This window comes from Tautonia sociabilis (assembly GCF_003977685.1).
Taxonomy (GTDB): Bacteria; Planctomycetota; Planctomycetia; order Isosphaerales; family Isosphaeraceae; genus Tautonia; species Tautonia sociabilis.
Window position 1 is genome coordinate 249655 of record NZ_RYZH01000001.1, and the last position, 15560, is coordinate 265214.

Annotated in this window: 12 protein-coding genes; 10 read left to right on the forward strand and 2 right to left on the reverse strand. The window is 73.4% G+C overall.

Annotation, left to right across the window (positions count from 1 at the left end; all coding sequences use genetic code 11):
• Window positions 1–33: 33 nt before the first annotated feature.
• The 10 genes from TsocGM_RS00980 to leuD all read left to right on the forward strand — a co-directional run bounded on the left by TsocGM_RS00980 (window position 34) and on the right by leuD (window position 13883).
• Complete coding sequence (locus tag TsocGM_RS00980) at window positions 34–807, forward strand: alpha/beta fold hydrolase (protein WP_126723444.1); 774 nt, start codon at window positions 34–36, stop codon at window positions 805–807.
• Window positions 804–4550 (forward strand): CHAT domain-containing protein, encoded by a 3747-nt coding sequence (locus TsocGM_RS27495; RefSeq protein WP_126723445.1) that lies wholly within the window; start codon window positions 804–806, stop codon window positions 4548–4550. The genes TsocGM_RS00980 and TsocGM_RS27495 overlap by 4 nt, the downstream gene beginning before the upstream one ends.
• Window positions 4551–4786: 236 nt before the next feature.
• A complete protein-coding gene (locus TsocGM_RS00990) occupies window positions 4787–5821 on the forward strand; it encodes an alpha/beta hydrolase (RefSeq protein WP_126723446.1) in 1035 nt (344 codons plus the stop codon).
• Between the two features lie 274 nt (window positions 5822–6095).
• Window positions 6096–7334, forward strand: coding sequence for a ribonuclease D (locus TsocGM_RS00995; RefSeq protein WP_126723447.1), 1239 nt, complete (start codon window positions 6096–6098; stop codon window positions 7332–7334).
• On the forward strand, window positions 7331–8173 hold the full coding sequence (locus TsocGM_RS01000) for a sugar phosphate isomerase/epimerase family protein (protein ID WP_126723448.1): 843 nt from the start codon (window positions 7331–7333) through the stop codon (window positions 8171–8173). Before TsocGM_RS00995 ends, TsocGM_RS01000 begins: the two co-directional genes overlap by 4 nt.
• Window positions 8174–8373: 200 nt before the next feature.
• The gene (locus tag TsocGM_RS01005; protein WP_126723449.1) at window positions 8374–9228 is read left to right on the forward strand and encodes a serine/threonine protein kinase; all 855 of its coding nucleotides are present in this window, start codon (window positions 8374–8376) and stop codon (window positions 9226–9228) included.
• Between the two features lie 586 nt (window positions 9229–9814).
• A complete protein-coding gene (gene lipB / locus TsocGM_RS01010; protein ID WP_126723450.1) occupies window positions 9815–10549 on the forward strand; it encodes a lipoyl(octanoyl) transferase LipB in 735 nt (244 codons plus the stop codon).
• Window positions 10524–11513 (forward strand): lipoyl synthase, encoded by a 990-nt coding sequence (lipA, locus tag TsocGM_RS01015; protein ID WP_126723451.1) that lies wholly within the window; start codon window positions 10524–10526, stop codon window positions 11511–11513. The genes lipB and lipA overlap by 26 nt, the downstream gene beginning before the upstream one ends.
• Window positions 11514–11793: 280 nt before the next feature.
• Entirely contained in the window at window positions 11794–13206 is a 1413-nt protein-coding gene (gene leuC / locus TsocGM_RS01020) for a 3-isopropylmalate dehydratase large subunit (RefSeq protein WP_126723452.1), read from the forward strand.
• 5 nt (window positions 13207–13211) lie between these two features.
• A complete protein-coding gene (gene leuD / locus TsocGM_RS01025) occupies window positions 13212–13883 on the forward strand; it encodes a 3-isopropylmalate dehydratase small subunit (protein ID WP_126723453.1) in 672 nt (223 codons plus the stop codon).
• On the opposite strand, the gene TsocGM_RS01030 is transcribed toward leuD, so the two are convergent.
• Complete coding sequence (locus TsocGM_RS01030) at window positions 13838–15079, reverse strand: bifunctional transcriptional activator/DNA repair enzyme AdaA (RefSeq protein ID WP_126723454.1); 1242 nt, start codon at window positions 15077–15079, stop codon at window positions 13838–13840. The two genes, leuD and TsocGM_RS01030, sit on opposite strands and share 46 nt — an antisense overlap.
• A gap of 9 nt (window positions 15080–15088) precedes the next feature.
• A complete protein-coding gene (locus tag TsocGM_RS01035) occupies window positions 15089–15388 on the reverse strand; it encodes an SWIM zinc finger family protein (protein WP_126723455.1) in 300 nt (99 codons plus the stop codon).
• Window positions 15389–15560: the final 172 nt, after the last annotated feature.

A 15560-nucleotide genomic window follows, 5' to 3' on the forward strand; every position in this document is an offset into this window, starting at 1 on the left:
CCGCGACGACAGCCCCGGGGAGGGACCCCGCCCATGAGGCTTGCCATCGAGCAGCAGGGGAGCGGGCCGGCGGTCGTGCTCCTGCACGGCTTCCCGCTCGACCGGACGATGTGGGCCAACCAGCTCGGGGCCCTCTCGGACCGACACCGCGTCGTCGCCCCCGACCTCCGCGGCCACGGCCAGTCTCCCTCCCCTCCCGGCCCGTACCCGATGGAGGACCTGGCCGCCGACGTGGTCGAGACGCTCGACGCCCTCGGGGTCGAGCCGCCCTATGTCGTCGGAGGGCTGTCGATGGGGGGCTACGTCGCCCTCGCGCTGGCCGATCGCTTCCCCGACCGCCTCCTCGGCCTCATGCTCCTGAACACCCGGGCCGGCGCCGACTCTCCCGAGGTCGCCCGGAACCGAGAGGCGACGGCCCAGGCCATCGAGCGGGAGGGATCCACCTCCCCGCTCTCCGGCATGGTCGACAAACTCTTCGCCCCCGCCCACCGGCGGAGCCGCCCCGATCTGGTCGACCAGGTGGCCGAGGTGATCCGCCGCACCCCCCCCGAGGGCGCCGCCGGCGCCTTGCGGGGGATGGCGATGCGGCCCGACCGCCTGGGGGTGATCCGGAGCCTCCGCGTCCCGGTGCTGGTGATCGCCGGCGCCGAGGACGCCATCGTCCCCGAGGCCGAATCCCGGGCAATGGCCGACGCCGCCGCCGACGGCGAGCTGATCGTCATTCCCGGGGCCGGCCACCTCTCCCCGATGGAGGCCCCCGGGGAGACCGCCGCCGCCGTCCAGTCCTTCCTGGCCCGACTCCCATGACGCGACCCCGGCCCGGCCAGGACGGCCGGCCCTCCTCGGCGGCCCGGATGCCGCCCCCGGCGCGCCTCCTCTGGCTGCTGCTGCTGCTGCCGGTGGGAGTCTCCTGCGCCCCGGGGGACGCCGCGACCCGAGGGCTTGCCGGGGCCCCGGTCGCCGACGACTCCCGGGCCCTCGCCCCTCCCGCCGGCCGGGCGGCCGGGGTCGAGGCCCTCTGCTGGGGGGGACCTCCCGCCGACCGACGCCTCGGCGCCCTCTTCGCCGACGGCCGGTTCGCCGTCTATCGCCCTCAGGCCGGGCCGTCCCCCGCCTCCGTCGGGCTGGTCGCCCCGGATCGGGGCCGCCAGTTCACCGGGCTGGCTCTCTCGGCCGCCGACCGAGCCGTCTCGGGAGACGCCCTCGGCCTGGTCCTCTGGGACACCTCCGAGCCGATCGCCCGCCCCATCGACCGGCTCGATTGCGGCCCCGTCGGCGCCTTGGCCATCGAGCCGATCGGGCCGGGCGACCTGCTCGCCGGCCTCGAAGACGGCCGATTGCTCCGGCTCCGTCCCGACCGAGACGCCCTCGGCTCCCCTCGGGATGAGCTCCGGTCCAGCGGCCGGGCCCCGGGGATCCGGGCGTTGGAGTTCGTCGACGGCGGCCGGTCGCTCCTGGTCTTCCGGACCGATGGCCGGGTGGAACGCCGATCCCGGTCGCTCGACCTCCCGTCGGAGCCGATCGGCCCCGCCGAGGCCGCCGCCGAGGCCCGGGGCGGAATCGTCCGGGTGCTCGGTCCCAGAGACGACGGCCCCGCCCTGGAGGCGATCGGCCCGGATGGCTCCCCCCGATGGCGGTTCCCCTTGCCGGCCGACGGGGTCGGCCTGGCCGCCGTGCTCGGCGGCGACGGGTTGGTGGTCGCCTGCAACGGCCGAGTGCTGCTGCTCCGGATGCCCCTCGACGGCTCCCCGCTCCCGTCCGAGGTCCGGGGGCTCCCGGCCGAGGGGAGCAGCCGGGTCGCCGCCGACCCCGCCGATCCCGACGGCCGCCGCGTGGCCCTGGCCGACGCCGCCGGCCGTCTCCTGGTCTACGACGCCGAGGACCTGGCGCGATCGGCCGCGCCGATCCACCCGGACAACGCGGCCGACCTGGCCTTCCGTCTCGATCGCCGAGCCTACCATCCCCGCCCCGGCCGGGGGTCCGATGGGCTCGCCTCCGATCGCCTGGCCTCCCGCATCGCCGAGGTCCGCCGGCGGCTCGACCGCGGCGATCCCGACGGCCTGCTCGCCGCCGTCCGATCCCTGGAGGACGACCCCGCCCTCGACCGCGACGCCGCCGCCGAGGTCGCCACCCTCTCCGCCGCCGTCGGCCAGCGGTTCAGCTGGGCCGACTCCGCCATCCGCCTTCCCCTCGCCTCGGCCCGAGAGACCTTCGCCCTCCGGGGCTGGCGCGACCGAGAGGCCGACCTGTCGCTCTGGTCCGGCAGCGTCTTGCTCCCCCCCTTCGATGGCCGGGACGATCCCGGCGACCCCCTCCTCCTGGAGGAGGCCCTCGCCGAGTGCCGGCGCGCGGCCGAAGGCTACCGCGCCTCCGGGCCCGGCCTGGAGCGTCAGGCGAAGGTGGCCGAGGCGATGGCCTCCTGGGGGCTGCTCGCCCTGGGCCGCCGAGCGGAGGCCCAACGAGCGTTCGCCCCCGTCGAGCGCTGGGTGGCCGCCGACCCGGTCCTCCGCCAGGCCCCGGAGCTCGACCGCATCGCCTCCGCCCTGGCCGTCTCCCGCCTCGACTGGGAGGCGGCCGACCTCGCCAGCGACCGCCTCCTCCGCCGCCTCTCCCCGCCGGGCACCGACCGAGAGCCGATGGCCCGAGAGGCGGCCCTGGAGCGCGTCGGCGTCCTCGCCGCGCTCGGCCGATGGGCCGAGGCCTCCCGGGTGCTCGAACCCGATCGCCCCGACGACCCCGAATGGACCCTTCGGCGCGGCACCGTCCGCCGCCTCGCGGGGATCGACTCGGCTCCGGTCGACCCCTCCCCCCCCGACGGCCCGACCGATTCCCCGGGCACCGCCGCGATCGCCCACCTCCGCGGCCGACTCGCCGTCTCCCGCGACGACACCCGCCCGGCCGGCGTCGAGCTGCTCGCGAGGGCCTCCCAGGCCCACCGACGGGCCGGCCGCCCCGACCTGGCGACCGAGGCCGACCTCGAGCGGGCCGAGGCCCTGGAGCGGCTCGGCCGAATCGACGAGGCGATCGACCTCTTCGCCCGGGTCGCCCGGACCCTGGGCCCCGACCCCCATCGGTCCCGGTCCCGGGGGGCCTCCCGCCCGATCGCCTTCGCCACCGGCCGGGCCCGCCGCGGCCTGGCCCGCTGCCAGCTCGCCCGGGGGAGGCCCGACCATGCCCTCGGCGCCCTGGAGGAAGCGGGGCTGATCTTCTGGTTCGACCGCCAGGGTGAGGCCCTCGTCCGGTCCTCTGTACTGGCAACCGGCCGGGAGGGGGCCACCGCTTCCCTCCGGGCGGAGGCCCGTCGAGCCGCCTTCGTGCCCCCCGGCCTCGCTGGAGCCGATACCGACGCCGCCGCCGCCGTCCGACGGCTCGAGCTCCGCCTCTCCGCCGAGCACCGAGAGCTGGCGCTCGCCGACCCCACCCGCCCGATCGATCGCTCCTCGATCGACCTCGGGCCGGACGAGGCGGTCCTCGTTCTTGCCTCGGCCGGGCCGGAGTCGATCGTCGGGTTCCTCCTCCGCCCTGGCCGGCCGACCGTCTCCCGGATCCTGCCCGCCCGCCGGAGCGACCTCCGCCGAGCCGCCCGGCTCTGGCGGGCCGCCCTGGGAGACTCCGGCCGGCCGACCGAACTGGAGCCCTCCCCCTCTCCGGCCGTCCTGCTCTCGATCGCCCCGGAGCCGGATCTCCCCGAGCCGGCCCCCCCCCCAGACGACGACCGCGCTCCCGGCCGCGTCCTGCTCGACTCGGCCCTCGGCCCGTTCCTCGGCGACCTCGGCGGCGTCGGCCAGCTCACGGTGATCCCCGACGACGCCCTCGCCGCCGTCCCGATCGACGCGCTGGCGACGGGCGCCGATGCCCCGAATCTGCCTGCCATCCGCCTCGCGCCGTCGCTCGCCGTCCTGAGGCGTTCCCGGACCCTCGGCCGATCCGACCCGGAGCCGGGATCGAGCGTGGTCGTCTCCCCGGCGGGCGATCTGGTCTCGGCCCTGGCCGTCCGGTCGGCCTACGGGGCCGACGGCCGCCGCGTCGAGGTCGTCGCCGAGCCCGAGGGCCTGCCCTCCCGGCTGATCGGCGCCGGGGGGGCGCCCGCCGTGCTTCACATCCGGGGCCCCGCCGCGCTCGACCCCGCCGCGACCTCCTCCGGCTCGGCGGACCTGATCCTCGACGACGACTCCTCCCCCGAGGCCGATCCCTCCGCTCCCCGGCTGACCTGCTCCGACGTGCTCGGGCTCGACCTCCGGGGCGCCGTCGTCGTGCTCGACCTCTCCCACCGGCCGCTTCCGGCCTCTTGCCCGCCGACGGCCTGGCGCGACCTGTCCTCCTGCTGGCTTGCCGCCGGGGCGGGGGCGGTGCTCATCTCCCTGTGGGACCTGCCCGCCGACTCCTCCCCCGCCTTCGTCGCCGAGCTGCACCGGGGGCTCTCCCGGGGACTTCCCCCCGACCAGGCGCTGGCGATCGCCCGGCGCGCCCTCGCCTCCCGCCCTGAGACCGCCGACCCGGTCCACTGGGCGGGGATCGTCCTCTACGATCCGGGCCCCCCCGGCCGCTGACCCGCCTCGCCCGGGAGGTCGATCTCCTCCCCACCGGGGGCGCTCCGGCGAGAAGGCCCCTGAGCATCCCATCCTCGCGTTTGCCAATCCGACGATGTCGGGGAATAGTATGGGGACGGTGCGCATCTCGGGGGCCACGAATCGCGCCGGGGACCATGAACCCGCGATGGCCCGCCGCCCGGAGGGAGCCGGATCGGACTTCGACGTCCCGACCGACCCTCTGAGGACCGGCTCTCATGAGCGATCCCCGCGATCTCCTGCCGATCGGGTCCCGACGCTCCTCCTCCTCCTCCCGGCGCCGCCAGCCGCGATCTCGGCCGGCCTGCGAGCCGCTGGAAGGCCGGTCGCTCTGCTCGGGGCTGTCCTCGCCCCACTCCCCCGGGGCCGCGATCGTGCTGGCCGATCGGCTTCCCCGGTACGCTCACCTGATTGCGGGGCCTCGGCCGACCCCTCGCCCGAGCCCCCGCCTCGGCCGCCCCGGGACGGCCGATGGCCCGGTCCTGAGGGATCTCGTCTACCGAACCGACGGCGACCGCCCCGAACGGCTCGACGTCTATCTCCCTGCCGGGTCTCCCCCGGCCGGCGGCTGGCCGGTCGTGCTGGCGATCCACGGCGGCGGCTGGCGGCGGTTCAGCAGGGAGCGGTACGGCCCGAAGGTCGAACCGCTGCGGGCGTTCGGTTACGCGGTCGTTGCCCCAAACTACACCCTGTCCGCCCCGGGCCGTCCGAGCTGGCCCGAGAACCTCGACGATGTGAAGGAGGCCGTCCGCTGGGTGCGCCGCAACGCGTCGCAATTCGGCTTCGATGCCGGCCGCATCGCCGCCATCGGAGAGTCGGCTGGAGGCCACCTCGCGGCCCTGCTCGGCACCTCCCCCGACGACCCGGGGCCCGACGGCCTCTCCAGCAGGGTCGACGCCGTGATCGACTTCTTCGGGCCCGCCGACCTGGCCGCGCTCGTCTCCGACTCTCGGGGAGGGCCGGCGGCAGTCCAGATGCTCGGCGGCCTCCCCGAGGCGATCCCGTCCCGCTACGAGGAGGCCTCCCCCGTCTTCCTCGCCTCGGCCGATGACGCCCCGACCTTGATCGTCCACGGCTCGGCCGATCCGGTCGTCAACCCCCGCCAGTCCCAGCTCCTGGCCGACGCCCTCCGACGGGAGGGCGTGCCGACCCAGCTTGTCATCCTCCCCCGCGCCGGCCACGGCTTCGGGCCCTTCCAGCCGGGGACGGGGATCTCGGAGCAGGTCCTCCAGTTTCTGGCCACGTTCCTGTGAGCGTGATCGGGGGACCGTCACCACCGCTGGCGGATGCCGGACTCCGAGGGCTCCGGGGGCCCGATCCCATCCTGAGTTCGGGACGACCTCAGGGCTCGGTCGACCTCGGCCGGCCCCCCGGAAGCGGCCTCCGCCCCCTTGGAACGTTGGCCCGCCGCATCTCTCCCTGGGGTCGGCTCTTGCATCGCGCGATCCGCCATGCGATAAGGGTCGCTCCCGGGGCCTGACCTTCGCCGCCCCTCGCCCTTCCCAGGACTCGGACCCGACCCGAACGATGCCGGGACGCCACGTCGCCCCTCTGATCGCCACTGAGTACGAACTGCGCGAGCTGGTCGCCCACCTCCGCGACCAGGGCCGCTTCGCCTTTGACACGGAATTCGTCTCCGAGGACACCTTCGAGCCGGTCCTCTGCCTGGCCCAGGTGGCTACCCGGGAGCGGATGGTCGCCATCGACCCGCTGGCCCGCGGCCTCGACCTGGAGCCGCTCTGGGACGCGGTGCTCGACCCCAAGCTCGAGGTCGTCATGCACGCCGCCGGGGAGGACCTGCGCATCTGCCGCCTCCAGACCGGCCGGCTCCCCTCTCGGGTCTTCGATACCCAGGTCGCCGCCGGCCTGGCCGGCTTCGGCTACCCGATGTCGCTGGTCAACCTCGTTGGCCAGGCCCTCGGCATTCCCCTCTCCGGCAGCGAGACGCGCACCGACTGGCGCCGCCGCCCCCTGAGCGAGGCCCAGGTTTCCTACGCCCTCGACGACGTCGCCCACTTGCTCGACCTGGCCGACTTCCTCCGGGGCCGCCTCGATTCCTGGGGCCGATCCGCCTGGGCCGAGGACGAATTCGCCGCCTTCGTCGCGTCCGTCCGTCGCCGGGTCGAGGAGGATCGCTGGCGACGCCTTCCCGGGGCCGGCACCCTCAGCCGAAGGTCGCTGGAAGTCGCCCGTCGCCTGTACGACTGGCGCATCGAGGAGGCCCGCGCCTCCAACCGGCCGATCCGCCAGGTGATGCGCGACGACCTGCTGGTCGGCATCGCCCGCCGCCAGCCGAGGACGAAACGCGACCTGGAAGCCCTCCGCGACTTCAACCGCCCGCACCTGGTCGCCCGCTCCCGAGAGATCCTCGACGTCGTCGCCGAGGCCCTGCTCGTCCCCGAGGACCGCCTCCCCGAGCCCTCCGAGCGCCCCGACGATCTGCCGGGGATGCCGATGCTCACCTCTCTGCTCAACGCCACCCTGGCCCACTGCGCCGCCCGGTATCAGATCTCCACCGGCCTGGTCGGCTCGTCCAACGACCTGAAGGCCCTCGTCCGCTGGCACCTCGACGGCAGGCCGGACCAACTCGCTCCGGACCTACTCCGCGGCTGGCGGGCGGACGTCTGCGGCCGGGCGCTGCTCGACGTGCTCTCCGGGCGCCTGGCCCTCCGGATCGATGACCTCGGGTCCGAGGTCCCCGTGGCCCTGGAGCCGGTCCCCCCTCATCCGCCCGCCGCAACCGACTCTCCCGACGGATCGCCATGACCCGGATCATCAGCTGCTTCACCAACTGCTACGGCCCCTCCGGCGTCCACGCCGCCGCCGAGAGGATTCGGGACGCCGGCATCGACGCCCTGGAGCTGGCTCTCCGCGGCCACAACTTCGGCGGCCTCGTCATCCCCGAGGAGGCCGTCGTCACCGAGAAGGCCGACGACGCCACCGCCGCGGCCTTCCGAGACAAGCTCCAGGCCCTCGGCGTCCGGGTCAGCGGCTGCAACGTCGGCGGCGGCGACATGCGCACCGACGAGGGGACCGCGCTCACCGAGCGGCGCATCCGCTTCGCGAAACGGTGGTTCGGCGTCGACGTCGTCGTCTCCGGGGCGAGCCAGCCCACGACCCCGCTCGAACGCCGAGCCGTCGTCGAGAACCTCCGCAAGGTCGGCAACGTCGCCCAGGAACTCGGCGTCGTCATCGCCCTGGAGACGCACAAGGGGCCGACCCAGAACGCCGACGAGATGCTCACCCTGATGTTCGAGGTCCATCACCCCGCCGTCCGCCTGAACTTCGACACCGGCAACATCCTCTACTACAACCCCGGCGCCGACCTCTACGAACAGCTCGACCGCGTCAAGGAGTTCGTCCGCAACGTCCACCTCAAGGACTCCCGAGGCCAGGCCGAGGACTGGTACTTCCCCGCCCTGGGAGACGGCGGCGCCATCGACTTCGCCCGGATCCGGACCCAACTCGACGCGATCGGCTTCACCGGCCCCTACACCATCGAGATCGAGGGGATCGCCGGCGAGCCCGAGCCCGGCCTCGAAGGCCGTCACGACCGCGTCAAGCGCAGCGTCGACCACCTGCGCTCCTGCGGCTATTTCGATTGAACCTCCCCCCGAGCGGCCCCCGCTCGGGGAGGCCGCCGTCCCCCTCGAAGCCCGGCCTGTCGATCCCCCGGCCGACCCTGGTATGATGGGGCGACCATGTGGGGGCATGTCACCCCGAGCACCGATCGCCGCCGTCCGGCGACGTCCCGCCGATCGAACCGCGGGCCGTCCCGCCCGAGCCCCGGAGGCCCGACGACCGTATGTCGAGCACGACCGCCGAGCCGAAGCTGGCGAAGATGGACTACGAGGTGGTGAAGCCCCTCGGCGCCGGGGCGGGCAGCACGATCCTGCTGATCCGGGACAAGGCGACCGGCCGCAAGTACGCCCTGAAGGTTGTCCGCCGCCAGGGCCCCGAGGACGACATCTACGTCAACCAGGCCCTCGTCGAGTGGAAGGCCGCTCGGATGCTCAACCATCCGGGCATCCTCAAGGTGCTGGACTGCCGCGTCAAGAAGTCCTGGTTCCGCACCACCGGCGTCGAGCTGCTGATGGAATACGTCGACGGCCTGGTCCTCGACGACGTCGGCACCCTCTCCGTCCCCAAGCTCCTCGCCATCTTCCGCCGCGTGGCCGACGCGATGGTCCACATGCACCGCCGGGGCGTCTACCACGGGGACCTCAAGCCCGGCAATCTGATGCTCTCCCAGGCCGGCGAGGTCAAGGTCATCGACTTCGGCACCGCCTGGATCCAGGGGGAGGACAAGGCCCGGGTTCAGGGCACGCCCTACTACATGGCCCCCGAGCAGTCCGAGCGCCGCGTGATCGACGAGAAGACCGACCTGTATAATTTTGGCGCCACGATGTATCGTATGTTTACAGGCGAGTACGTCAACCTTGGCATCCCCGGCCTGGACAACGGCCGCGTCAACCGAGCCCGCATGCAGACGCCCGCTGCGCTCAACGACGCCATCCCCGTTCCCCTCAGCGACCTGATCATGGAGTGCGTCGCCCGCAACCCCGACCGCCGCCCCTCCGGCATGGCCGAGGTCAAGGCCCGCCTCGACGAGATCGCCTCCTCCCTCCGAGGCCAGGCCGGCGGAAACGCCTCCTCCTGACCTCTGGGCCATCGAGCCGGGAGGTCGCCCCCGCGTCTCTTTCGGTTCCCGACGTCCCCCCCGTCGCTTCCCGGTTCGAGCGATCCGATGCCGGGAGTGATCGGCGATCGGGGATCTCCGGCCTCTCGTCACATCCCGAGCGTCCTCGACGCAGAGGACAGGCCGCCTGGCTCTCTGGAGGGGACCTCGCGATCCAGGAAGGGAATGGGCCCGGGCCCGGGTCTTCGCCCCCCGGCGGGAGCCCTCGGGTTCGTCCTTCTCCGCGGATCGCCCGAAAGGCGGTCGGGCGCCGGGAGGCGATCGAGTCGAGGCGGAGCGGGCCGTCCCCTCGCACGACCCCCGACTCGGGTCCGAGGGTCCCGCACGCCGTCGCGTCGGTCAACGACCGAACCGATTGCCCGCGGCCATCCCCGGTCCGGCCGGGTCCGGTCCGGCTCGATCGCCCTTGCCCCGCCCCGAGGGCGAGGAGTACAGTGACCCTGTCGGAGGCGTCGTCCATCGCCCGCATCGCCCACCGGCCCGGGGCCCTCCGCCCCGATGCCCTCGCCGCGCGTTCGAGTCGGACTCAAGGGGGACAGGACCGGACATGTCGACCGATCTGCCCCCGTCGCTCGAAGTGTTCCTCCTCGGGCTCGTCGACTTCGACGAGGCCCAGATGCTCCAGCGTCGCCTGGTCTACGATCTGGGCGAGTCTCCCTGCGCCGGCGCGTTGGTCCTCTGCGAACACCCCCCGACGATCAGCATCGGCCGCTCCGGCAGCCGGGCTCACATCGCTGCCGACGACGACGAGCTGCGGCGTCACGGCGTCGACGTCCGCTGGGTCAACCGAGGAGGCGGCACGGAGCTGCACCTGCCGGGCCAGCTCAACGCCTATCTCGCCCTCGACCTGAACCGCGCCGGCCTCGACCTGAAGGGCTACCTCGACGGCCTCCGCCGCTCCACCATCGCCACCCTGGCCGACTTCGACCTGAGGGGCTCGACCCACCCGAACTCCCCCGGGGTCTTCGTCGGCAACGCCCGGGTGGCCTCGATCGGCGTGGCCGTCCGGCGCTGGATCGCCTATCATGGGATCGCGCTGAACGTCGGCCCGTTCCTGGAGCCCTTCACGCTGCTGGACGAGGCCGGCCCGGACGGATCCCGCCTGCGCCGCACCTCGATGGAGGCCCAGCGCCAGCGCCCCGCGCCGATGCCCAAGGTCCGCGAGTCCCTCGTGCGGCACCTGGAGGGCACGTTCGGGCTGACCCGGCACCACGTCTATACCGCCCACCCGATGATCCGCCGCAAGGCCCGCCTGCATGCCTACGCCCAGAGCCTCGGATAACGCCGCCGCCGCTCGCCCCCCGGCCGCCTCCGCCGTCGCCCTGCCCGCGCTGCCGATCGTCGGCCCCGACGGTCGGGACGTCCAGGCCGTCCCCCACCGCCGGCTCCCCTCCTGGCTCAAGCGCCCCTTGCCCGAGTCCGGCGGCATCGGCCCCACCGCCCGGCTCATCGAGGAGCTCGGCCTGGAGACGATCTGCGAGTCCGGCAAGTGCCCCAACCGCTCCGAGTGCTGGACGAGGAAGACCGCCTCGTTCATGATCCTCGGGGAGGTCTGCACCCGTCCCTGCGGCTTCTGCTCCGTCCCCCGAGGCAAGCCCGACGCCCCCGCCCAGGACGAGCCCGATCGGCTGGCCGAGGCCTGCGCCCGCCTCGGCCTGAAGCACGTCGTCATCACCTCCGTCACCCGGGACGACCTGCCCGACGGCGGCGCCGATCACTTCCGCCGCTGCATCCTCGCCGTCCGAGAGCGCACCGGCGCCGTGGTCGAGGTCCTCACCCCCGACTTCGACGGCGACACCGCCGCCCTCGACATCGTCCTCTCCGCCTCTCCCGAGGTCTTCAACCACAACCTGGAGACCGTCGCCCGCCTTCAGCGGTACGTCCGCCGCAAGAGCCAGTACGCCGTCAGCCTGCGGGTTCTCGCCTACGCCAAGCGGGCCCGCCCCGACCTGCTCACCAAGAGCGGCCTGATGCTCGGCCTCGGCGAGACGACCGAGGAGGTCATCGAGACGATGTCCGACCTCCGCGATGCCGGCTGCGACCTGCTCACCATTGGCCAGTACCTCCGCCCCTCGCCGAAGCACCTCCCCGTCGAGCGCTACCTTCCCCCCGAGGAATTCGACGAGCTGGGCCGGATCGCCCGGTCGCTCGGCTTCGCCGACGTCGCCAGCGGCCCGTTCGTCCGCTCCAGCTACCACGCCGATCGGATGGCCCATCCTGGCGTGAGCTCCCCGCACCGGCCCTGAGTTTCCCCTCGACGACGGGGCAGGGGGCTCCTCCCCATTCCCGAAGGCCCCGGCGGCGGCCTCTCCGGCCGTCTCTCCGGCTCCTCGCCCTCTGCTCCCGGCTCACGACGAGAGCCCAGGGCGAACATCGAGGCCCCGGCCGGTGTCCTCCGACGGTTCGAATGGTTAAGATGAGATACCCCCGGTCGGGCCCCGCCGTCACGCCCGGTTCCTTCGATTCGGTCAACTCGGCCGGGGTGTCCGCCACCCTCCGAGCGTCCTCCTGATCGAGATCCCCCCGATGCCCGCGACCCTGTTCGAGAAGGTCTGGGACCGCCACGTCGTGCTCGCCACCGAGGACGCGACGCTGCTCTACATTGACCGCCACCTGGTCCACGAGGTCACCAGCCCCCAGGCCTTCGAGGGCCTCCGCCTCGCCGGCCGCACGGTCCGCCGCCCCGAGCTGACCTTCGCCACCCCCGACCACAACATCCCCACCGACGATCAGCTCGACATCAAGGACGCCCTCTCCCGGCGCCAGGTCGAGGCCCTCCGCGCCAACTGCAAGGAATTCGGCATCCGCCTCTACGACGTCGGCAGCGGCCACCAGGGGATCGTCCACGTCGTCGGCCCCGAGCTGGGCATCACCCTCCCCGGCACCACGATCGTCTGCGGAGACAGCCACACCAGCACCCACGGCGCCTTCGGCGCCCTGGCCTTCGGCATCGGGACCAGCGAGGTCGAGCACGTCCTCGCCACCCAGACCCTCTGGCAAGGCCCCCGGCCGAAGTCCTTCGGCATCGAGGTGACTGGCCGCCTCTCCCCGGGGCTGGAGCCCAAGGACATCATCCTGGCGATCATCCGGGCCATCGGCACCGGCGGCGGCACCGGCACCGTCTTCGAGTATTACGGCCCGGCGATCGAGGCCCTCTCGATGGAGGGCCGCATGACGATCTGCAACATGTCCATCGAGGCCGGCGCCCGGGCCGGCATGATCGGCCCCGACGACACCACCTTCGAGTTCATCTCCCGGGGAGACCGCCCCTTCGCCCCCAAGGGGGCCGCCCTCGACGCCGCCATCCAGGACTGGCGCTCCCTCCGCACCGACGACCCCTCCGCCTTTGACAAGCACCTGACCATCGACGCCTCCTCCCTCGCCCCGCAGGTCACCTGGGGCACGAACCCCGGCATGACCGTCGACGTCACCGGCGTCGTGCCCGACCCCAGCGACGTCCCCTTCGCCTCCCGCGAGGACGCCGAGCGGGCCCTCTCCTACATGGGCCTGACGCCCGGCACGCCGATCAGCGCGATCCCCGTCGAAGTCGTCTTTATCGGCTCCTGCACCAACGGCCGGATCGAGGACCTCCGCTCCGCCGCCGCCGTCTTCAAGGGCCGCAAGGTGGCCGACGGCGTCCGAGCCATGGTGGTGCCCGGCTCCGAGGCCGTCCGAGCCCAGGCCGAGGCCGAGGGCCTCGGCCGCATCTTCCAGGAGGCCGGCGCCGAGTGGCGCAGGTCCGGCTGCTCGATGTGCCTGGCCATGAACCCCGACCGGCTCACCCCCGGCCAACGCTCCGCCAGCACCTCCAACCGCAACTTCGAGGGCCGCCAGGGGCCCGGCGGTCGCACCCACCTCGTCAGCCCCGCCATGGCCGCCGCCGCCGCGGTGACGGGCCGATTCACCGACGTCCGCACGCTTCTGAACGGGGGGAACTGACCACCATGGACGCCTTCACCATCCACCGCGGCAAGGTCGCTCTCCTCGACTGGTGCGACGTGAACACCGACCTGATCATCCCCGCCCGCTACCTCAAGCGCGTCGAGCGGACCGGGTACGGCCCCTTGCTCTTCGCCGACAAGCGCTACGCCCCCGGCGGAGCCCCGGCGCCCGACGACCCCGAGCGGCACGGCCCCCTCGCCAAGGATTTCCCCCTGAACCGCCCCGAGGCCCAGGGAGCCACCATCCTCGTCGTCGGCCGCAACTTCGGCTGCGGCTCCAGCCGGGAACACGCCGTTTGGGCCGTCCAGCAGGCCGGCTACCGGGCGCTGATCGCCCCCGGCAAGGGAGAGGGCTTCGCCGACATCTTCGAGGGGAACGCCTACAACAACGGCCTGCTCCCCATCGAGCTTCCTGAGGCGGATTGGCAGGCCATCGCCGAGGTCGCCCGAACCGATTCCGGCCTGGAGGCGACGATCGACCTGAAGGCCGGCACGATCACCCTGCATCCCTCGGCAGGAGCCGCCGGCCCCGAGTTCCCCTTCCAGGTCTCCGAAGCCGACCGCCACCGCCTGCTCAATGGCCTCGACGCGATCGGCGAGACGCTCCAGCACGACGCCCGGATCTCCTCCTACGAGGCGGGGGCTCCGGCCTGGGCGGCTGCTCCGGGGGCCTGACGGCGCTCCAGATCGATCAGGAATTGCTTGCGCCAGAGGCCGCCGCCGTAGCCGCGGAGCCGGCCGTCGGCGGCCACCACCCGGTGGCACGGAACGAGGATCGCCAGGCGATTCTGTCCGTTCGCCCTCCCCACCGCCCTCACGGCCGACGGCCGGCCGATGGCCCGGGCCTGCTCGGAGTAGGAGCGCGTCTCGCCGTAGGGGATCGTCCTCAGGTACTCCCAGGCCAGGGCCTGAAACGGCGTCCCGGAGAGGATCAGCGGGACCGAGAAGGCCGAGAGCCGACCGTCGAAGTACTCGGCCAGCTCCGACGCCAGGCGATCGAGCCACTCGTGCCGACCCGGGGCGGCCAGGCAACCGAGGGCCCGCCGGACCGCCTCCGCCTGCGGCTCCAGCCGCCCTGGATCGGCGAATTCGAGCAGGGCGACTCCCGCTTCGGTCGCTCCGGCGACCATCGGGCCGAGCGGCGTGTCGAGCCGGCGGAGGGTCAGCACCGGGGTCCCCTCGCTCCGGCGAGGAGCGTCTCCCACCAGCCGGGCCCAGGCGTCCCGGAAGCCGCTGAGCGATTCGAAGCCGTGGTCCAGCGCCGCCCGGTCCAGGGACGCCCCCTCCCGGACCTCTTCGATCGCCAGGCCGAGCCGACGGGCCCGCTGGTCGGCGTGGAAGGTCGTCCCGTGCCGAGCCCGGAACCAGCGGCGGACCCGGGAGGGATCGAGCCCGAGCCGTCGCAGGTCGGCATCCGTCCGGCGCCGGGCCGGGTCGCGTTCCAGGTCCTCCAGCAGCGGGGCCTGCCAGGAGGGGACCCCGCCAGGAGGCTCCGACGGCCGGCATCGCTTGCACCGTTCGGCTTGCGTTTGCTGGACATGGTCGGGCTCCCCGCCAGGAGGCTCCGACGGCCGGCATCGCTTGCACGGCCGAAAGCCCGCCCGGGCCGCCTCCTCGGCAGAGGCGAAGAAGGTGACGTTCTCGAACCGGGGCGTCCGAGCCGGGCAGCCCGGCCGGCAGAAGACTCCCGTGGTGCGGACGGCGACCATGAAGATGCTGACAGAGCTCGCCTCCCTCCGCGCGATCGCCCGGTCCACCGGCCGGAGGAGCTGATCCTCGTCGAAGTAATCCCCCGCGATCCGACGCAGCTTTTCCGGGCACTCGGCCCCCGGGCGGAATCGGGAGGTGCGGCGGGGGCCGTACTGGAGCACGGCCTCGCTCTACGGCGGCTCGAACCCCTCCCGCAGAAGCTTCGCCGTCTTCCGGCCTCGAGCGAGTCGGCCGATCACGAACTCGACGTGCTTGCAGGTGCCCAGCTCGTTCGAGGCGAAGTCCGGGCACGAGCAGACGTTCGCCCCGGGCTCCGTCCCTCGGATCCGGACGAGATAGGTCCTCCGGCTGCTCGGGTTGGTCACGAGGAACTCAGAGAAGACCGGCTCGTCGCCGGCGTTCGTCATCCGGAAGTCCTGCGCCCTCCCGAACTGCCGACGCCGCTCGATCTGCCACTGCTCCAGCGACATCCCCGACGGCGGTCTGGTCCGGCTCAGACTCGGCGCCTTCCGGCGAGGCCGGGCCTGACCGAGGGGACCGTCCTTCGACCGCCTCGGGTTCGCGCTCATCGCTCTCGGCTGTCCCCTGGTTCACCTGGTTCCGATCCGATCTGATCCGATCCGAACTGATCCGAGCCAGGCC